Origin of the sequence: Paenibacillus methanolicus (genome assembly GCF_008124765.1) — a bacterium.
GTDB classification, from domain to species: domain Bacteria; phylum Bacillota; class Bacilli; order Paenibacillales; family Paenibacillaceae; genus Paenibacillus_Z; species Paenibacillus_Z methanolicus.
On sequence record NZ_VNHS01000009.1, the window covers coordinates 21,803 to 40,214 of the forward strand.

The 18,412-nt window shown below is 60.6% G+C and carries 16 protein-coding genes and 3 pseudogenes; 17 read left to right on the forward strand and 2 right to left on the reverse strand.

Going from position 1 to position 18,412, the window contains the following annotated elements; translation table 11 throughout:
* A complete protein-coding gene (locus BCM02_RS22490; RefSeq protein ID WP_148931393.1) occupies nt 1–834 on the forward strand; it encodes a TrmH family RNA methyltransferase in 834 nt (277 codons plus the stop codon).
* Between the two features lie 790 nt (nt 835–1,624).
* Nucleotides 1,625–3,347, forward strand: a pseudogene (locus BCM02_RS22495) (ABC transporter substrate-binding protein).
* A 65-nt stretch (nt 3,348–3,412) separates the two neighbouring features.
* Here the strand turns inward: BCM02_RS22495 and BCM02_RS22500 are convergent.
* The gene (locus tag BCM02_RS22500) at nt 3,413–4,294 is read right to left on the reverse strand and encodes a helix-turn-helix domain-containing protein (RefSeq protein ID WP_148931394.1); all 882 of its coding nucleotides are present in this window, start codon (nt 4,292–4,294) and stop codon (nt 3,413–3,415) included.
* A gap of 151 nt (nt 4,295–4,445) precedes the next feature.
* On the opposite strand from BCM02_RS22500, the pseudogene BCM02_RS22505 reads away from it, so the two are divergent.
* Both BCM02_RS22505 and BCM02_RS36660 read left to right on the forward strand, forming a co-directional pair.
* Nucleotides 4,446–5,738: pseudogene (locus tag BCM02_RS22505) on the forward strand (glycoside hydrolase family 43 protein); the annotation flags it as partial.
* A gap of 148 nt (nt 5,739–5,886) precedes the next feature.
* Complete coding sequence (locus BCM02_RS36660) at nt 5,887–5,964, forward strand: beta-xylosidase family glycoside hydrolase (RefSeq protein WP_281288229.1); 78 nt, start codon at nt 5,887–5,889, stop codon at nt 5,962–5,964.
* A gap of 92 nt (nt 5,965–6,056) precedes the next feature.
* Here BCM02_RS36660 and BCM02_RS22510 read toward each other — a convergent pair whose 3' ends face one another.
* On the reverse strand, nt 6,057–7,388 hold the full coding sequence (locus tag BCM02_RS22510) for a NarK family nitrate/nitrite MFS transporter (RefSeq protein ID WP_148931395.1): 1,332 nt from the start codon (nt 7,386–7,388) through the stop codon (nt 6,057–6,059).
* A gap of 482 nt (nt 7,389–7,870) precedes the next feature.
* Between BCM02_RS22510 and BCM02_RS36375 the strand changes: the two are divergent.
* From BCM02_RS36375 to mobA, 13 genes and pseudogenes are all read left to right on the forward strand, one after another.
* A pseudogene (locus BCM02_RS36375) lies at nt 7,871–8,089 on the forward strand (DUF3147 family protein); the annotation flags it as partial.
* Between the two features lie 171 nt (nt 8,090–8,260).
* Nucleotides 8,261–9,301: a YfhO family protein gene (locus tag BCM02_RS22520; RefSeq protein ID WP_148931705.1), complete on the forward strand. Its 1,041-nt coding sequence runs from the start codon at nt 8,261–8,263 to the stop codon at nt 9,299–9,301.
* Nucleotides 9,288–11,489, forward strand: a complete 2,202-nt coding sequence (locus BCM02_RS22525) for a molybdopterin oxidoreductase family protein (RefSeq protein ID WP_148931396.1) — start codon at nt 9,288–9,290, stop codon at nt 11,487–11,489. Before BCM02_RS22520 ends, BCM02_RS22525 begins: the two co-directional genes overlap by 14 nt.
* Nucleotides 11,486–12,049 (forward strand): 4Fe-4S dicluster domain-containing protein, encoded by a 564-nt coding sequence (locus BCM02_RS22530; protein WP_148931397.1) that lies wholly within the window; start codon nt 11,486–11,488, stop codon nt 12,047–12,049. The genes BCM02_RS22525 and BCM02_RS22530 overlap by 4 nt, the downstream gene beginning before the upstream one ends.
* 13 nt (nt 12,050–12,062) lie before the next feature.
* Nucleotides 12,063–12,605, forward strand: coding sequence for a Rieske (2Fe-2S) protein (locus BCM02_RS22535; RefSeq protein WP_148931398.1), 543 nt, complete (start codon nt 12,063–12,065; stop codon nt 12,603–12,605).
* A complete protein-coding gene (locus tag BCM02_RS22540; RefSeq protein ID WP_148931399.1) occupies nt 12,595–12,783 on the forward strand; it encodes a hypothetical protein in 189 nt (62 codons plus the stop codon). Before BCM02_RS22535 ends, BCM02_RS22540 begins: the two co-directional genes overlap by 11 nt.
* Before the next feature lie 12 nt (nt 12,784–12,795).
* The gene (locus BCM02_RS22545) at nt 12,796–13,167 is read left to right on the forward strand and encodes a hypothetical protein (RefSeq protein ID WP_148931400.1); all 372 of its coding nucleotides are present in this window, start codon (nt 12,796–12,798) and stop codon (nt 13,165–13,167) included.
* Between the two features lie 87 nt (nt 13,168–13,254).
* Nucleotides 13,255–15,708, forward strand: coding sequence for a nitrite reductase large subunit NirB (nirB, locus tag BCM02_RS22550; protein ID WP_148931401.1), 2,454 nt, complete (start codon nt 13,255–13,257; stop codon nt 15,706–15,708).
* A 26-nt stretch (nt 15,709–15,734) separates the two neighbouring features.
* Nucleotides 15,735–16,067, forward strand: a complete 333-nt coding sequence (nirD, locus tag BCM02_RS22555) for a nitrite reductase small subunit NirD (RefSeq protein ID WP_148931402.1) — start codon at nt 15,735–15,737, stop codon at nt 16,065–16,067.
* A gap of 88 nt (nt 16,068–16,155) precedes the next feature.
* The gene (locus tag BCM02_RS22560) at nt 16,156–16,629 is read left to right on the forward strand and encodes a hemerythrin domain-containing protein (protein WP_187434358.1); all 474 of its coding nucleotides are present in this window, start codon (nt 16,156–16,158) and stop codon (nt 16,627–16,629) included.
* Nucleotides 16,630–16,815: 186 nt separating this feature from the next.
* Nucleotides 16,816–17,385: a hemerythrin domain-containing protein gene (locus BCM02_RS22565; RefSeq protein ID WP_148931404.1), complete on the forward strand. Its 570-nt coding sequence runs from the start codon at nt 16,816–16,818 to the stop codon at nt 17,383–17,385.
* Nucleotides 17,386–17,400: 15 nt separating this feature from the next.
* Entirely contained in the window at nt 17,401–17,526 is a 126-nt protein-coding gene (locus BCM02_RS36380; RefSeq protein WP_281288222.1) for a hypothetical protein, read from the forward strand.
* A gap of 216 nt (nt 17,527–17,742) precedes the next feature.
* Entirely contained in the window at nt 17,743–18,411 is a 669-nt protein-coding gene (gene mobA / locus BCM02_RS22570; protein WP_148931405.1) for a molybdenum cofactor guanylyltransferase, read from the forward strand.
* Nucleotide 18,412 lies beyond the last annotated feature (1 nt).

An 18,412-nucleotide genomic window follows, 5' to 3' on the forward strand; every position in this document is an offset into this window, starting at 1 on the left:
ATGGACCGAATTATAACCATTACCTCCGCGCAGAACGACAAAGTCAAAGCGATGGCGTCGCTGCTGGAGAAGAAGCACCGAGATCGAAGCGGGAAGTTTATTATAGAGGGCATTCATCTTATACATGAGGCGATAGAGGCCGGAGCGCAGCTCGAATCCGTCGTCTATGATATGGAGCGGGGCGTGCCGGACGAACTACGAGGCTCGCTGGCGCAGGCGAACGGCCGCTTCGAGATCATCGAGACGACGAGGGCGATCATCGCCAAATGCACCGGCACGGACTCGCCGCCGCCGGTGTTCGGGATCGTGCGCAAGCTAGAAGCCGATCCGGCGTCGCTATACCGGGCGAATGGTCTGGTCGTCGTGCTCGACGGCGTGCGCGACCCCGGCAACGTCGGCACGATCATCCGCAGCGCGGACGCGGCCTTTGCCGATGCGGTCGTGCTAGGCAAAGGCTGCGTGGATCTGTACAACCCGAAGACCGTGCGTTCGACGATGGGGTCGTTGTTTCACGTGCCGGTGGTGGAAGGGGATCTGAGCGAGCTGCTCCCGGCGGCGAAAGCCCGCGGCATGCGGCTGGTCGGGACAAGCCTCCAAGCATCCGCCAACTGCTATGCGCACGACTGGCGCGGGCCGACGTGGCTGCTCATGGGCAGCGAGTCGGACGGGTTGTCGGAAGCGGCGCTCGCGCAGCTGGACGATCACGTCATTATCCCGATGAAGGGACGGTCGGAGTCGCTGAACGTGGCGATGGCGGCGACGGTGCTGTTGTATGAGGCGCTAAGGCAGCGGGATTTTCAAACAACAATAATTCCTGACCCCCCTACGAAATAAGTGTCCAGGAATAAAAATTAGTGTCCAAGAGCGACCAAAGACTGGAAAAGGATCGGTGAATCCCTCGACCCTTATTCCAGTCTTTTTTACGCCGCGGCGGCGAAACAGAAGCGGGAAAATGATGTGAGTAAAGCAGGAAAAGACAGGGGGAAGGGAGAAGATATAGGGAGTGAAACCCAGAAGGGATAAGGGTTTGAGGCTTCTGGACGGGCTCAGAATCGATCCTAAACTCTAATCTTAACTCGATCCTTTCCTCGATGATTTCTTTGGTCTAAACCCTAACCCTGAGCTCTTTTAAGACCTTTACCCTCGATCGTGAGGACACTAATTATTATCTCGTTTCGTTCACAATTCGGCCGGTTTTAACCCTATTCTCTCGTCCCATTTTCCTGATCCAAGGACAGTAATTATTATCTCGATTTTTAACCGCAAATGCCTCTAATGCCTTGTGGGGCAAGGCTTTGAGGGACTTGGTTGGAGCGGGCGAGGGAGGACAGTAATTTTTATCGCTTTACAGGGATTTCGGGTAGGTAGAACAATGCCGAGTACATAGGTATCAAAGGTTGAGCAGAAAATCCGCCGTTATGGCGGATTTTTTTATTTCCCGGGGACGCAGGAGAGAATGGCCATATCATGCTACTTCTTGACTCTATTATCAAGGAGATGTCATCAAGGCGATCGATATAATGCTAAATGAACGGAGCAGCAAGAAATGACGAGGTAAACATGACGATGCTCGGACGGAGATTATCGAAACCGGTTACAACGACGATCGAGGAGGGGCTTGAACATGACCAAACAAAGAATGTGGCCGGGGCTGCTGTTGGCCGCGACGATAGTGGGCGGACTGCTGGCGGGCTGCAGCGGGGCGAACGACCCGAATACGGCCGGCAACGGAAATACGCCGAGTAACTCGAATGCGGCGGGCGGCGATACGGCCGGCGAAAATTCGCAACCGCTTACGCTCAGTTTCTACAGCGAGGATCCGAACCCGAACTGGTCGGATATGCAGGATGAAGTCGGCAAGGCCATCACGGCGAAAACGGGCATCGCGCTCGAAGCCGAGTTCGCGGTCGGCGACCCGGTGCAGAAGTCGGCCTTGATCGCGGCCAGCGGCGATTATCCCGACCTCATTAGCGCGAAGGGTAGCATCAACAAGTTCGTCGATGCCGGAGCGGTGCTGGATTTGACCGATCTGATCGAAGAGCATGCGCCCAATATCAAGAAAGTCTACGGCGAGCAGCTGAAGCGCGCGCGTTACAGCAACGAAGATCAGGCCATCTACGCGCTGCCGACCTACGCGGGCGTCAGGCAGACGAGCTTCAACGCCGGCGGCGGCTTCGGGCTGCAGCACCGGGTCGTCAAGGAACTCGGCTATCCGAAGATCCGCACCGTGAAGGATTTCGAGAACGCGATCAAGACGTACCTCGAGAAGCATCCGACGGACGAGAAAGGCAACCCGAACATCGGCTTGTCCTTGAACGCCGATGATTGGCGGATGTATATTTCCGTCACCGATCCGGCCCCGATGGCGACCGGCGCGCCGGGAGACGGCGAATATTTCATCGACTTCGACACGCAGGAGGTCACGTACCATTTTCGCCGTCCCGTCGAGAAGGAGTACTTCCGCTGGCTGAATCATATGAACGCCGAAGGGCTGCTCGATCCGGAGAGTTTCGTGCAGAAGTACGATCAATATAAAGCGAAGATCGCGTCCGGCCGCGTGCTCGGTCTCATCGATCAGGATTGGAACTACGGCGACGGCGAGAAGGCGCTCAAAGCCGAAGGGAAGTTCGAGTACGGCTACGGCCATTACCCGGCTACGCTATCGGAGGAATACAAGGATACGAGCTTCTGGCCGACTGGTTTCATGGGCGGTTACGGCATCGCGATCTCGGTCGATAACCCGGATCCGGTGCGCACGATCAAGTTCCTCGACTACCTCGCCTCCGACGAAGGCCAAGTGCTGATGAACTGGGGCATTGAAGGCAAGCACTACGAGGTCATAGACGGCAAACGCACGATTCCGCAAGACGTGAACGACCGGAAGATCAACGATGCCGCCGCGTTCCAGAAGGAGTCGGGCATCGGGCATTATTTGAATCTGGCCCCGCACTACGGAGATGGGGTGAAGGATCCGAGCGGCAACTACTACACGACCCAATTCCCGGAGCAGATCGCGGCCGATTTTAACGAAGTCGAGAAAGAAGTGCTGCAGGCGTACGGCGCGACGACATGGAAGGATCTGTTCCCGAAAGAAGAAGAGTTCCCGGTTCGTCCGTGGGGCGCGGCCTGGAATATCCCGGTTCCGGGGGACAGCGAAATTGTGGTGCTCGACGAAGAAGTTGAAAAGCATCACGTGGAAGCGAATTCCGGAGGCGATCCTCGCCAAGCCGGAAGACTTCGACCGGATCTGGACCGATTATATGGCGGAACTTGAGAAGGCGGGCGTCGAGAAAGTCGAGGAGCTGCGTCAATCGCTGGTGAAAGATCGCATCGAGCTGTGGAAATAGACTGGCGGAGGAGCCTGATCATCGCATCGGGCCCTCTCTTATTTGCGGGGGAATCCGCTTGATTATTAGCCGCCCTGGCTCGCGGCGACGTGCTGCGTTCGAAACAAGCGGGGAGAAACGCCGTACGCCTTCGTGAACTGGCGGGTGAAATAGTTGCTGTCGTTAAAGCCGCATTCGTACGAGATTTGCGTCACCGGCCGATTCGTCTGCTTCAACAGATGGAACGCGCGCTCCAAGCGAAGCCGCAGCAAATACGAGATCGGCGTCAACAGGTAATAGGACCGGAAAATCCGGTTCAGGTGCCGGACCGACACGTTGGCATGCTCGGCGACCGACTGGAGCGACAGCGGCTCCAAATAATGATCTTCAATATAGGAGATCGCGCTTGCCAGATGCAGCAGATTGTTGGCATGCCGATTCTCTTGGCCATCGTATTGCCGGGATAGATAGACGACGAGCTCCATGAAACGCGACAGCAGCATCGTCTGGTAGCCTTGCGCCCGCCCTTGATATTCTTCCATCAGTCCGGAGATGAGCGAAGCGACGTATTCCAGGCTGGGGATCGGCAGGCTGAGCTTGCTCTGGTAGGCTTGAATGCTGCGATAGTAAGGCTCCAAGACGAACAGCGCTTGATAGCCGTTGGACGTCCGCAGATCCGGACCGGCGAACCGGAGCATTTCCGCGCGGTACATGATGTTGCAAATTTTGAACTGATGCGGGTCCTTATAGCCGTGGGGCGTATCCCCGTTGATGACAAAGACGTCGCCTTTCTTGATGAACGAGGTCTCGTTGTTCACGATATGATCCGCATGGCCGTTCAGCACGATGACGAGCTCGGAGAAATCGACGTGCCGATGCAGCTCCGTATCCTCGTCGTGTCCGCCGTATTGGATGAAGAACGGGAATTGTTCGTCGGTCGTAAACCAGGTTAAATACACGTTGCTCAAAGGTATTCGCTCCCTTCGCCCAAATCTCATGATGCTATCATCTCTCTTCCTATCCGCAAGATCAAGACCAAATGCCGCGCGTTGGCAGCCGCTCGAACAGGTGCTAGCCATGATTGCGCGCAGCATCAAAATGAACAAGAGGAGCATGTCCATGCATTATCGCAATCCCGTCATCGGCGGCTTTCATCCGGACCCGAGCGTGTGCCGGTCGGGCGAGGACTATTACTTGGTTACGAGCTCGTTCGAGTATTCGCCGGGCGTGCCGTTGTTCCACAGCAAGGATCTCGTGCATTGGGAGCCGATCGGCCACTGTCTGACGCGGCCGGAGCAGCTCGATCTGAGCAAGGCGTGGACCTCGGGCGGCATCTATGCGCCGACGATCCGTGTCCATGAAAGAACCTTCTATATGACGACCACGAACGTGTCGGGCGGCGGCAATTTCATCGTATATACGGACAATCCCCGGGGAGGCTGGTCGGATCCGATCTACGTCGATCAACCCGGGATTGATCCTGATCTGTTCTTCGACGACGACGGGACCGTCTACTTCTCGACCTCTTGGGATCGGGACGGGCAGGGGATCTATCAAAGCCGGATCGATCCGAGAACGGGACGGCGGCTCTCGGACATCCAGCTCGTCTGGAAAGGAACGGGCGGACAATTCCCCGAGGCGCCGCATCTGTACCGGATCGGCGAGTGGTATTACCTGCTCATCGCCGAAGGCGGCACCGAGTACGGACATATGGCGACGGTGGCCAGGAGCAACCGGCCGGACGGTTCGTTCGAGAGCTGTCCGCATAATCCGATCTTGACGCATCGCAGCCTGCAGCGGCCGATCCAGGCGACGGGACACGCCGATTTCGTGCAGACGCCGGACGGACATTGGTGGGCGGTCTTCCTCGGCATTCGGCCGGCGGGTTATCCGATGCGCCACCATTTGGGCCGGGAGACGTTTCTGGCGCCCGTCTCGTGGACGGAGGATGGTTGGCCGATCATCGGCGAGGGCGGCACAGTCTCGGAAACGATGCGGGCGGATGGTCTCGCGCTAAGCCCGCTTCCCGCGCCTCCGGTCCGGGACGATTTCGAAGCGGCGTCGCTTGCGCCGGCATGGACGCTCTTGCGCACGCCGAGCTCGCCGCGCTGGACGCTTGCGGAGCAAGCGGGCTGCCTGACGCTTCGCGGTACATCGGCCACGCTGAACGACGGGGGCGCGCCGGCGTTCGTCGGCCGGAGACAGCAGCATTTCGCCTGCCGGGTTTCGGCGCGGTTGGCCTTCGATCCGCAGCGGGATGGAGAAGAGGCTGGACTAACCGTGTTTATGAACGAACGGTTTCACTACGAGATTGCGGTGACCCGAATAGGCGGGGAGCGCAAGGCGTTGTTCCGAAGAAGGATCGGCAGCTTGTGGAAGGTGGAGCACGAGGCGCCATGGGGCGAGGAATCGATCGTGCTGACCGTGCGGGCGGATCGGGAGCATTATGCATTCGGCTTCGCGAGCGGCGAGGATCGGGAACCGTTCTGGTTCGGCCGGGGGGGAATGCGCGATGCTGGCGACGGAATTGGCGGGCGGATTTACCGGCGTCATCCTAGCGATGTACGCGACCGGCAACGGCGCGGAGTCGCGAACGCCGGCGCATTTCGATTGGTTCGATTATGAAGCGTTGGAATAGAGCCGCGCGCAGATGAAAAGGGTTAGCGACCGCATCGAAAGATGCATCGCTAACCCTTGTTCGTCGTTATGCCCGAGCGTTAGGCAAGAGAATTAATGAGCCGCTTTCGGCCGCTCCGCCGGCTCCTTCGCCGTGACGAAGGAGGCGACCTCGGCGCGTTTGCTTTGATAGAACAGCCAGTTCAGCGCGATCGCCACGACGTAGAAGCCGATGAAGACGTAGAAGGCGGTCACGTAAGAGCCGGTGGCGTTGATCGACCAGCCGAACAGCTTCGGAATGAAGAAGGAGCCGTAGGCGGCGAAGGCCGCGGTGAAGCCGAGCACCGGCGCCGCTTCTTTCACCGGGAAGATGTACGGAATCATCTGGAAGGTCGAGCCGGAGCCCGTGCCGGCCGCCAGGAACAGCACCAGGAACGAGATCAGGAAGCCCGCGAAGCTGCCCTGCTGGATGAAATAGATGACCGCGAGCGAGCCGAGTCCCATGACGAACAGCGTAATTGAGGTCACCTTGGCGCCGCCGAATTTGTCCGAGATGAAGCCGCCGAACGGACGGGCCGCCGCGGCGATGAAAGCGCCCAGGAAGGCGAGCGAGACGTGCTCCGGAAATTGCGACTTGAGCAGCAGCGGGAACGCCGCGGAGAAGCCGATGAAGGAACCGAAAGTCGCGACGTACAGGTAGGTCATGATCCAGGTGTGCTTCCGCTTAACGATGGCGAACTGACTGGCGAACGACTGCTTGGCGCCCGGCAAATTGTCCATGCCGAAGAAGGCGATGACGGTCATGAGCACGATCGGGATGACCCAGATGAAGGCGGCGTTCTGCAGCCACATCTGCCCGCCGTCCTGCAGCGGCTGCCCGTCGCCGGACAGCGCGGCGAAGGTGCCGGTCGTGATAATGAGCGGCGTGACGAATTGGACGACCGAGACGCCCATGTTGCCGAGCCCGCCGTTGAGGCCGAGCGCCGTGCCTTTCTCTTTCTTCGGGAAGAAGAGCGAGATGTTGGACAGCGACGAGGAGAAGTTGCCGCCGCCGAGGCCGCACAGCGCGGCGAGCAGCAGCATGACGGAATACGGGGTGCCCGGATCTTGAACCGCCACGCCGATCCCGATCGCGGGGATGAGCAGGAGGGCGGTCGAGACGACCGTCCAGTTGCGCCCGCCGACGATGCCGACCGCGAACGTGTAGACGAACCGCATCGTTGCGCCTACCAGACCCGGAATCGCGGCGAGCGTGAACAGCTGGCTCTCCGTGAATTGGAAGCCGACATCGTTCAGCCGGACCGCCACGACGGACCAAATTTGCCAAACGATGAAGGCGAGCATGAGCGAGGGGACCGAAATCCACAGATTGCGCGTGGCGTGGCGCTTGCCTTCCCGAGCCCAGAATTCGGCGTTCTCGGGGTTCCATTGATTAATTCTTGCCATACGAGTGCCTCCCGTCGGATGCGGAACGTACCGTCGTCGTTCGCGTGCCGCATCGTGCTTTAATGGCCCCAGTGTAACAAAGGCGAACGGCGACGCTCTGTAAAATAGATCACAGTTCTTGTTGAAAATAAACAACCGGTATTGGCAATCGGTCGCAACGTGAGGCTTAGGTATCATCGGAAAGAGACGAAAAGGGCTGTGATTTACGTTACAGCGCCAATGGATGCGGGCGTAGTAGGATCGAGCCCATAAAGTAAGTAAAAATTTTCACGATTAAGGGCGGGACGAAGGGTTGTTTATACCGCTTACTGTTAACCTGCCTGGTTCATTTATGTATAAAAGCATTCTTCGCGTTATTCATTCACGTCGTTAAACGGAGGAGATTCCTTATGCTTCATCTATCGCTTACGGCCATTATCCTGCGGTTCGCGCTCGGCGGCGCGGCCGTCGCCGCGGCTTCGCTCTAATCGAAGCGGGTCGGCGGGGCCATCGGCGGCATCTTCGCCGCGTTCCCGGCCGTCATGATCGTGGCCGTCATGATGGCGGGCATCAGCCAAGGGTCGGACAAGGCCGCCGCGATCGCCCGCGGCTCGGTGTACGGCATGACGGGCTGCGCGGCCTGCGTCGTCACGGCGCTCGCCGTCCTGCGCGCTACGGGATCGTGGTGGTTCAGCCTGCTGCTCGGCCTGGCGGTCTGGTTCGCGAGCGGGTTCGCGCTTCAAGCTGCGCGATCGATTGCAGGCTGCCCGCTCCAAGACGTAAGGCGAGCTTCTCGCGAACGATCGCGATTCCGGGTGACATTAATCACAGCGGGCCCCCCGGGCGTTGTGGTCTACTACTTACAGAAACGTTGGAAGCGGGGGGCAGTGAACATGAATCGAGCTTTTGCTTCGAGATGGGCGAGAAACGTCTTCGCCGCGGTGTGCGCGTTGGCGGCGCTCATGTACATAGGATCGCGTTTTTTTACGCACTTGGATTTGGCTTTATACGGCTACATGGTCGGCACGGTCGTCTTCATCGGCGGCTTCTTCTACCGGTTCATGGCTTGGGCGGAGCGTCCGCCGACCCGTATCTTGCTGCGCAAGGGAATCCGGCTGATCTTCCGAAGGTCGACGCCCGCCGTGGCGGCGGATCATCTAGTCGTGCATCGGTTCATCTGGAACCGGGGCTGGTACCGCTGGCTGCAGCATATCCTGCTCGGCTGGGGCTGCATCCTGTCCGCGTTCGTGACGTTCCCGCTCGTGTTCGGATGGATGTATTTCACGATGGCGGACAACGGCACCTACACCGTCGTCGGGTTCGGCATCGACCTGTTGCGAGTTCCGGCGGACGGCTGGATCGCGTTCCTCTTCTACAATGCGCTTAATATTACGGCGTTCATGGTCATCGGCGGCGTCTGCATGGCGCTGTACCGGCGGATCCGCCATAAGCAGGCGCTGGCCGAGCAAAGCTTCGCGTACGATTTTCTCCCCTTATACTTGCTGCTGTTCATCTCGGTGACGGGGCTGCTGCTGACGTTCAGCAATATCTTTCTGCACGGTTTCGGCCATCCGGTCATGTCGCTCGTCCACCAGTGGGCTGTCATTCTGACGCTGCTCTATCTGCCGTTCGGCAAGCTTGCGCATATTCCGATGCGGCCGCTCAGCGTGCTGGCGAGGAATTATCGCGACCATTACGGCCAGGCGGAACCCAAAGCATGCAAAGTGTGCGGCACGGAATTCGTATCGGCGGAACAGTCGCGGGACGTCGTCGACGTGCTCAAACAGAACCGCCTGGAATTCAAGACGGAGGAAGGCGCGCACTTGGCGGAATTGTGCCTGCCCTGCCGCCGCAAATACCGGATGTCCCGGTTCACGGGCATACCCACCCATCAAATCCGCGCGAAGGAGGCGAACCAGGATGCCAAAGGATAACGGAGCCGTCAAGGCGCCCATTGCAAACAAACATCATCCGGGCGAAAAGCTCGTTCCGACTCACTGCTCCTATTGCGGCATGCAGTGCGGCATGAATCTGCGCGTCAACACGGCCACGAATACCATTATCGGCGTCGAGCCGCGCTACGACTGGCCCGTCACGCTGGGCAAAATGTGCCCGAAAGGCGTCACCGCCTACCAGCAGACGAATCACGGCGATCGCCTCATGACGCCGCTCATTCGCGACGACCGGTCGCTGCGGGGAACCAAGGAAGGATTCCGCCAAGCCTCCTGGGAGGAAGCGTACGACTTAATCGTGCGCAAGTTTAAATCGCTGCAGGACAGCTACGGTCGGGATGCGCTGTCGGTGTTCAGCGGCGTGTCCATGACGAACGAAAAATGCTATCTGACCGGCAAGTTTGCCCGCGTCGGCCTGCAAACCCGGTACATCGATTACAACGGGCGATTCTGCATGTCCAGCGCGGCCGCCGGCTTCTTGCGCACGTTCGGCATCGACCGGGGATCGACGCTGCCGTGGACGGATCTGAACGAGACGGACTGCCTGTTCATCGCCGGCAGCAATACCGCGGAATGCCACCCGACCTCGATGTTCCGCATCTGGGAGGTGCAGAACCGGGGCGGGTATCTGATCGTCGTCGATCCGCGGGAGACTCCGATAGCAAGGCGCGCGGACGTTCACCTGGATTTGCGGCCGGGAACGGATCTCGCGCTGGCCAACTGCATGGTGAATCTGTTGCTGGCGGGCGGCTACGCCGACGAGGCGTTCATCGGGGCGCATACGAACGGGATCGAGGAGCTGGCCGAGACGGTGAAGCTCTTCACCCCCGAATACACGAGCGAAATTACGGGCGTCGCGCCGGAGAAGCTGATCCGCGCCGCGGAGCTGTACGGCAAGGCGCCGAACGCGGTCGTCATGTTCGCGCGCGGCATCGAGCAGCAGCACAAAGGCTCGGACAACGTGTCCGCCTATACGAATATGTGCTTGGTGACGGGCAAGATCGGACGGCCCAAGTCCGGCGTGGCCACCTTCACGGGGCAAGGAAACGGTCAAGGCGGCAGGGAGCATGGGCAGAAAGCCGACGCGCTCCCCGGCTACCGTAAAATCGCGAATCCGAAGCACGTCGAGGACGTCGCCCGCGTATGGGGCATCCGGCCCGACGAGATGCCGCAGCCCGGCGTTTCGGCGTACGAAATGTTCGAGCTCATGACCAACAAGACGATCCGGAGCCTCTACCTGCTGTGCTCGAACCCGGCCGTCTCCGCGCCGAACCTGAACGAGGTGCGGGCCGCGCTCATGAGCCTCGATTTCATGGTGTGCTCGGATATTTATCTCTCCGAATCGGCGGAGTTCGCCGACGTCGTGCTGCCTTCCACGACCTGGAGCGAGGACGAGGGCACGGTGACGAATTTGGAGGGCCGCATCATCAAGATCAACAAGGCGCAAGAGCCGGTCGGGCAGTCGAAGCCGGATTGGCTCATGCAGGTCGAGCTGGCGGAGCGGCTCGGCAGAGGCGATTATTTCCGCCACCTGACCTCGGCGCGGGCGATCAACGACGAATTCCGTCTCGCGTCCAAAGGTGGCTACGCCGATTATTTCGGCGCGACGTGGGAGAAGATCGACCGGCAGCAGGGCGTGTTCTGGCCGTGCAAAGACGAGAAAGACCCCGGCACGCCCCATATGTTCCTGGATAAGACGTTCTATCATCCGGACGGCAAAGCGAAGCTGTGCGCGCTGCCGTACCGGCCGCCGGCGGAAGAGCCGTGCGAGCAATACCCGCTGCGCCTGACGACAGGAAGGGTCGTCTATCACTACTTATCCGGCAATCAGACGCGGCGCATTCCGTTCCTGCACGCGATGTGTCCGGAACCGTTCGTCGAGGTCCATCCGGAGACGGCGGCGAAGTACGGCATCGCGCATGAAGAGCTCGTGCGGCTTCATACCCGGCGGGGCGAGGCGCGCTTCAAAGTGAAGCTGACGGAGGCGATCCGCCCGGATACCGTGTTCGTGCCGTATCATTTCGGCCATGACGACTCGGTCAATCTGCTGACGATCGCCGCGCTCGATCCGATGTCCCGCATGCCGGAGTTCAAGGCGTGCGCCGCCCAGATCGAAAGGATCGCGATGGCATCACAATCATCGCCCGCGCAGACAGGAGGCTTCCGATGAAGCATTATCTCTATATCGAAATGGACAATTGCGTCGGCTGCCGCAGCTGCTTGGCGGCTTGCACGCAATGCGGCGGGCACGACGAGCGCAACCGCAACTACGTGCTCGACGTGAATCCGTTCGTAGACCGGCAGACGATCCCGCTCATGTGCCTGCACTGCATCGACCCGGCGTGCGCGCGCAGCTGCCCGGCGCAAGCGATTCAAGTGACGAAGGAAGGGGCGGTGCTCTCGGCGCTGACCGAGAAGTGCGTCGGCTGCCAGAATTGCACGATCGCCTGCCCGTACGGCATTCCGAAGTTCGACCGCGCGCAGAACCTGATGTACAAATGCGATCTGTGCTACGACCGGACCAAAGAAGGCATCCCGCCGATGTGCGCGTCGGTCTGTCCGACCAATACGCTGCAGTGGCTGACCGAGGAAGAATGGAAGACCAAGGAGCAGCGGCACGCCATCGGGCAGTGGAGCGCGAGCCGTTCCCCGGAGAGTCCGCTCGAAGGCGAGACGAACGTCAAAATCAGCCTGCCGGGCATTCTTCAAGGCATACAAAAGCTGTATTAAGGAGGCCACCAGCATGAGCGAGGACAACCAAAAGAAAACGCCGGCGCAAGGCGTGCCCCTGAACGAAGATAATTACACGCACAACATCCGCAAGTTCCATGAACGGAAGCTGGACCGCCGCAGCTTCCTGAAGACGATGGTCGGCGCAGCCGGCGTCTTCGCCGTCTCGACGCTGCCGTGGGGCGCGATCGCGGCGAAGCACCTGGCGGAGGGGAGCAAGCGCGTTTACCCGGAACGGGTCATCGGATCGGCTGCCGATCTGCCGGTAGGAGAGGCGCTGGAATTCGCGTATCCCGGCGAGCACGATACCGCCCTGCTGGTACGCTTAGGCGATGGCGAATACAAGGCGTACCACAATGCCTGCACGCATCTGAAATGCCCGGTATTCTGGGACAAGGCGGAAGGCGACCTGCTTTGCCCGTGCCATCACGGCGTCTTCGACGTGCGGACCGGGAGGCCGAAGGCGGGCCCGCCAAGGCGGCCGCTGCCGGAGATCGAGCTCGCTGTGAAGCAGGGGACGATCTACGCCACCGGGGTGAAGCGATATGAAACGTAGCTACCGGGGCGTCGTCTATTTGAGTCTTGTCCTGCTGCTGAGCATCGTGTGCACGCAGCAGGTCGTGAACGCGTTCTTTTATGAACGCTACGCGCTCACGCTCGTAGTCGCGGGCTTGAACGTGCTGCTGTTTCCCGCCGCGCTCTGGCTCTATCGCAGGGAACGCGATGCGGAGTAACGAGGGAAGGAAGTGGCGCGGATGACGTGCGAATACAACGCCGGTCTTTGCTTTATACGCCCGGCCGGATGGGGGGGACGCGTCTTGATCGACGACGTGGAGGCGCTGGCCCGGAAGCTGTTCGCCGGCGCGTCGATCGAGATCGAGACGAGTCTGGAGGACGGGCTCGACGTCGCCGTCGTCCGTGCGAACGGGCTGGCCGCATGGCGGTCGGAGGCGGAGCTGATGGATTGGCTCGACGACAAGCTGCCGGAATCGTGGTGGATTTGGCTGGCGGGCATCAAGGCGGCGGTCATTCCGAAGGCGGATTACGGGCCGTGCCGGTTGAAGAAGCGAACGCCTGGCGAAGGACGGACGCCTGCCGAACGACGAGCGCAAATATAGGTTCTCCCGCGTGATTTTCATCACAGGCAAGCCGAACCGCTTTCCTTATAATGAACCCAAGACCAAGAAGATTGGGAAGTGATGATCATGACCGGAACGAACAACAAGCGGCGCAAGCTGGTTCTCATCGGCAACGGCATGGCCGGCATCAACGCGCTGGAGCAAATTTTGAAGCTGACGAACGCCTTCGAGATTACCGTGTACGGCGAGGAGCCGTATCCCAACTATAATCGCATTCAGCTGTCCTACGTGCTGGAAGGCAGCAAGACGATCGACGACATTATTCTGAACAGCCGCGAGTGGTACGAAGAGAACGGGATCGCGCTGCATACGGGCACGAAAGTCGCGCGGATCGATACGGCGGCGAAGCGGGTGCATACCGAAGCGGGCGATAACGCGGCATACGACGTGCTGATCATCGCGACCGGCTCTAAGCCGTTCGTGCTCCCGATTCCGGGCGCGGACAAGAAGGGCGTTATCGGCTTCCGCGATATTGCGGACTGCGAGGCGATGATCGGCGCGGCCGGACGCGTGAAGCAAGCGGCGGTGATCGGCGGGGGCCTGCTGGGCCTCGAGGCGGCCAAAGGACTCGTGCAGCTGGGCATGGACACGACGGTCGTCCATCTGATGGATACGCTCATGGAGCGTCAATTGGATCAGACGGCGGCGGGGCTGCTGAAGGCGGAGCTGGAGCGCCAGGGCATCAAGTTTCGGATGGGCGCCAAGACCGTTGAAGTGCTGGGGGGGGCGGAGGCGAGCGGTCTGCGGTTCGAGGGCGGCGAAGAGCTGGACGCGCAGCTGGTCGTCATGTCCGCGGGCATCGTCCCGAACGCGGAGCTGGCGAAGGCGAGCGGCATCGAGACCGGACGCGGCATCAAGGTGAACGACTACATGCAGACGAGCGCGCCGGACGTGTACGCGGTAGGCGAATGCTGCGAGCATCGGGGCGTCTGCTACGGCCTGGTCGCGCCGCTGTTCGACCAAGGCGCGGTGCTCGCGAAGACGATCGCGGGCGCGAACACGGCGCCGTACGAAGGCTCTTCGGTATCGACCAAACTCAAAATATCCGGCGTGGACGTGTTCTCCGCCGGCGAATACCTCGATGCCCCCGATCACCGGGTGCTGCGCATCCACGACGATTGGCGCGGCGTCTACAAGAAGGTGCTGCTTCGCGGCAATCAGATCGTCGGCGCGGTCATGTACGGCGACGTGAAGGACGCGCCGCTGCTCACCCGTCTGGTGCGGGAGGGCGACGCGATGACCGACGAGCTGTACGCGGACTTGTTCGGCGGCGGCTCGGGCTGCTGCGGGGGCGGCGGTACCAAGAGCTCGGCCGTCCAGAGCATGGCCGACGAGGAGATCGTCTGCGGCTGCAACGGCGTCACGAAGGGAGACATCGTGCGGGTCATCCGCGAGGACGGTCTGTCGACCGTCGATCAGATCAAGGTCAAGACGGGCGCGACGCGCTCGTGCGGCGGATGCAAGCCGCTCGTCGAGCAGCTGCTGCAGTTCGTGCTCGGCGACGAGTTCCAAGCCAAGGAAGAGACCAAACAAGGCATCTGCGGCTGTACCGATTGCACCAGGGACGAGATCGTGGCGGCCATCAGGGAGAAGCATTTGACGAACGTGCGCGAAGTGATGGCGGTGCTGGATTGGCGGCAGCCGGAGGGCTGCTCGAAGTGCCGGCCGGCGCTCAACTACTATTTGGGCATGGCATGGCCGACGGAGCACGAGGATGAGCGCGATTCCCGGTTCGTCAACGAGCGGCTGCACGCCAACATTCAGAAGGACGGCACGTACAGCGTCATCCCGCGGATGTATGGCGGCGTCACGACGTCTGATCAGCTTCGCCAGATCGCCGACGCTGCGGACAAATACGGCGCCAAGATGGTGAAGGTCACCGGCGGACAGCGAATCGACTTGCTGGGCATCGCCAAGGAAGATCTGCCCGCGATCTGGGAAGAGCTCGGCATGCCGTCGGGATATGGCTACGCGAAGGCGCTGCGGACCGTCAAGACGTGCGTCGGCAATCGCTTCTGCCGTTTCGGCACGCAGGATTCGATCGGCATGGGCGTTCTGCTGGAACAGAAATTCGAGCGGCTCTGGATGCCGGCGAAGTTCAAGATGGCGGTCAACGGCTGTCCGCGCAACTGCGCCGAATCGGGCACGAAGGATCTCGGCATCGTCGGCAACGACGGCGGCTGGGAGGTCTACGTCGGCGGCAACGGCGGCATCCGGATGAAGGAAGCGGAGCTGTTGTGCAAAGTGAAGAGCGACGAAGAGCTGGTGGACATCTGCGGCGCGTTCATTCAGTACTACCGGGAGACCGGCAATTACGCGGAGCGTACCTCGGATTGGCTCGAGCGGATCGGTCTGGAGCAGGTGCGCAAGCTCGTCATCGAAGACGCCGAGAACCGGAAGGCGCTGATCGCGCGCGTGGAGACGGCGCTGGCGAAGCTGCAGGACCCGTGGCGCGAAGTCGTGGAGAGCGGCAAGCTGCAGCAGGCGTACTACCACCGGATCGAAGTGGCGAGAGACTGAGAGTGGTTAAAGGAGGCTGATGAACGATGAGCGTACAGACGCAACGCGCGTACAGGGCGGTCGGCCCGCTGCTCGCCTTTCCCGTGGGAGCGGGGAAGGAGGTGCGGATCGGTACTTTGGAGTTGGCGGTATTCCGCACGTCGGATGGAGGCGTATTCGCTCTCGAGAACCGTACGCCGCACCGCAAGGGCGGACCGCTCGCGGAGGCGATCGTAAGCGGGCATTACATCTATTGTCCGTTGCGGGATTTGAAGATCTCGCTCCGGGACGGCATGGTGCAGGAGCCGGACACCGGCCAAGCGCGGACGTACCCGGTCAAGATCGAGGATGGCTGCGTGCACATCGAGGTGCCCGAGTAAATTCGGGCGCGAAGGGGGATGCCGGAATGTACGGGCGCATCCTTCTTCTTGTCCAATACAACGATATGGGGGGAAGAGGATGCAAGCGATGGCAAACCTTCAACACACGCTAGAGAGGCTACGGGAGGATCACGGCAGGATTCGGGAGGCGGCCGCGCTGGCGTGCCGAATGGCCGAAGAGGTGAAGCGCTGCCCGGTAGAGGCGGCGCAGTCGCGGGTCCGGCAGGTGGAGCGTTGCGCGCGGACGCTCGGCGAGGAGCTTGTGCGGCATGGGCAATGGGAGGGCGAAGTGTTGTTCCCGCTGTTGTCCGACTTATATCCGATGGAGAGCAATCCCGATTTGCCGACGTCGCTCTGGATGCTGGAGAAGGAGCATCAGACCGCGGCCCAATGCTATCGCGCGTATCTTCACGACATGCAGTCGTACTTCGAGCTGCGAGACGAACAGCTGCTGCGGCTCGGCATGACGGAGCTTGCGCACGCGTGCCGCTTGATTCGCGGACATTTGGATTCGGAGACGGAACTGCTCGTGCCGCTGTGCGAATCGCGGGTAGATATGTGATTTATTTCACATTACGAAGGTTTCTCGGCCTTTGCGCGGAAGACAGCGAAATGCTAAAGCAAGGAGGCGTGTGGGGCATGAATCGGATCGAATTCGTTTACCGCCGGCTTGATGGCACATACGGACATCTCGATGCGGAATAAAGCGATCAAAGTGATTAAAGGACCGAAGCGGAGGCGAGAGACCATGCCGATGACGACGAGCAAGGCCGCGGCGTTCGAGCCGGGCGATTCGGCCCGCGCCAGCGGGTTCATGGAGATCGCGATGCGCCTGAAGCGCGAGCACGAACAATTGAAGCTTCAGTGCGACGCGCTGTGCGAGCTCAGCAGCCGGACGGCTTCCAGCACGAGTCTCGCCGGGGCAATCGCGATTCTTGCGGAGCTGCGGGCCCAAGCGGCGTCGCTGCTCGCGCTGCTTGAGCGCCACTCGGCTTGGGAGGACGAAGAGGTATTTCCCTTCTTCTCCCGTTATTACAAGCTGAAGATGGAGCCGACGATCATGCCCTCGCTATGGGTACTGGAGAAGGACCACGAGCTGGCGGTGCAGTTTTTCGAATCGTTCCTGCAGGCAAGCGACGCGCTGCTCGGCTTGATGGGCGTGGATGCACCGTGGACCGCGCTGACGGAGGTCAAGCAAAGCTGCGACGATTTGACGCAGGGCTGCTTGATTTTGACGAGTCATTTCGAGATGGAGGAAGAGCTGATCTATCCGATGGCGGAAGATATTTTGACGGATATGGATTATTTATTCTCGTAAAGGAGGCTAGAGGCGATGATCACCTGCGAACAATGCGGGCGGACGAGAGGAGACGGCGCGGCGCCGGGGACGAGCTGGATTTGCGCGGACTGCCGCGTGGAGTCCGGTCAACCGGGCGATGCGAACAAGGACGATGCATGAATGTGATACGAATACCGATTAACGGAAAGCCCGCCTGTGCGATAGATCGCAGCGGGCCTCTTTTGCTGAATCTCGAATGACTGCATGCGGCCGGCATCGGATATGGGGCTGGGTAGGTAATGCGCCGTGACGGATCTCACTGCGCGCCCGCACGAAGCGTGGTGATATGAAAGGGCAAGCGTACGTTGCCATTCGATAACGAAAGGATTGATTCCTATGCTGTCCGGCGTCATATTGGCTGGGGGCGGGCATGCCGCCACCCAGGGAGAAAACCGGGCCTTCTACGTGCTGGAAGGCCAAATGCTGATTCAAAAGCAAATCCGGGAAATGCAGGCTTGCTGCAGCGAGATCACGATCGTCACCGATCAGCCCGGGGCCTTCCTTCGCGCGGTCGACAGGAGCATACGGATCATCAGCGATTATTATCCGGGAAGCGGGCCCTTAAGCGGCATGCACGCCGGCCTCGCGCTCGCGAAGAACCGCTCCGTCTGGCTGCTCGGCTGCCATATGCCCTATCCTTCGGCCGTCGCCGCCAAGCTGCTCTGGGAGCGGCAGGAGCAGGGCATGGACGCGATACTTCCATGGGCGGAGGGCGGTCCCCATCCGCTGCACGGCATCTACAGCCGCGACTGCGCGGATCGGCTCGAAGCGTTGCTGAGCCAAGGCAGCACGACGAAGGCCGATCTGTTGGAGACGATTCGCTGGCAGCGGCTGGAGGAATCCGAGTTCCGGGCGCATGGCATCGGCAGCCGGTTCGTGAGCGCGATCCAGTCGCCGGCGGATTGGGCGCGCATCGCCGCGGAGCAGCCGGGGAACTTGGCCAGACGGGCCTTTCCGGCAAAATCCCGCCCCAGTGTGAGCAATGTCATAGTGAAGCGGCGCTAAA

What these genes read in the sequence shown, in the direction of transcription:
- BCM02_RS22490 (WP_148931393.1), top strand. Translation starts at nt 1, where the DNA reads ATGGACCGAATTATAACCATTACCTCCGCGCAGAACGACAAAGTCAAA.
- BCM02_RS36660 (WP_281288229.1), top strand. Translation starts at nt 5,887, where the DNA reads ATGTACGCGACCGGCAACGGCGCGGAGTCGCGAACGCCGGCGCATTTC.
- BCM02_RS22510 (WP_148931395.1), bottom strand. Translation starts at nt 7,388, where the DNA reads ATGGCAAGAATTAATCAATGGAACCCCGAGAACGCCGAATTCTGGGCT.
- BCM02_RS22520 (WP_148931705.1), top strand. Translation starts at nt 8,261, where the DNA reads ATGAATCGAGCTTTTGCTTCGAGATGGGCGAGAAACGTCTTCGCCGCG.
- BCM02_RS22525 (WP_148931396.1), top strand. Translation starts at nt 9,288, where the DNA reads ATGCCAAAGGATAACGGAGCCGTCAAGGCGCCCATTGCAAACAAACAT.
- BCM02_RS22530 (WP_148931397.1), top strand. Translation starts at nt 11,486, where the DNA reads ATGAAGCATTATCTCTATATCGAAATGGACAATTGCGTCGGCTGCCGC.
- BCM02_RS22535 (WP_148931398.1), top strand. Translation starts at nt 12,063, where the DNA reads ATGAGCGAGGACAACCAAAAGAAAACGCCGGCGCAAGGCGTGCCCCTG.
- BCM02_RS22540 (WP_148931399.1), top strand. Translation starts at nt 12,595, where the DNA reads ATGAAACGTAGCTACCGGGGCGTCGTCTATTTGAGTCTTGTCCTGCTG.
- nirB (WP_148931401.1), top strand. Translation starts at nt 13,255, where the DNA reads ATGACCGGAACGAACAACAAGCGGCGCAAGCTGGTTCTCATCGGCAAC.
- nirD (WP_148931402.1), top strand. Translation starts at nt 15,735, where the DNA reads ATGAGCGTACAGACGCAACGCGCGTACAGGGCGGTCGGCCCGCTGCTC.
- BCM02_RS22560 (WP_187434358.1), top strand. Translation starts at nt 16,156, where the DNA reads ATGGCAAACCTTCAACACACGCTAGAGAGGCTACGGGAGGATCACGGC.
- BCM02_RS22565 (WP_148931404.1), top strand. Translation starts at nt 16,816, where the DNA reads ATGCCGATGACGACGAGCAAGGCCGCGGCGTTCGAGCCGGGCGATTCG.
- BCM02_RS36380 (WP_281288222.1), top strand. Translation starts at nt 17,401, where the DNA reads ATGATCACCTGCGAACAATGCGGGCGGACGAGAGGAGACGGCGCGGCG.
- mobA (WP_148931405.1), top strand. Translation starts at nt 17,743, where the DNA reads ATGCTGTCCGGCGTCATATTGGCTGGGGGCGGGCATGCCGCCACCCAG.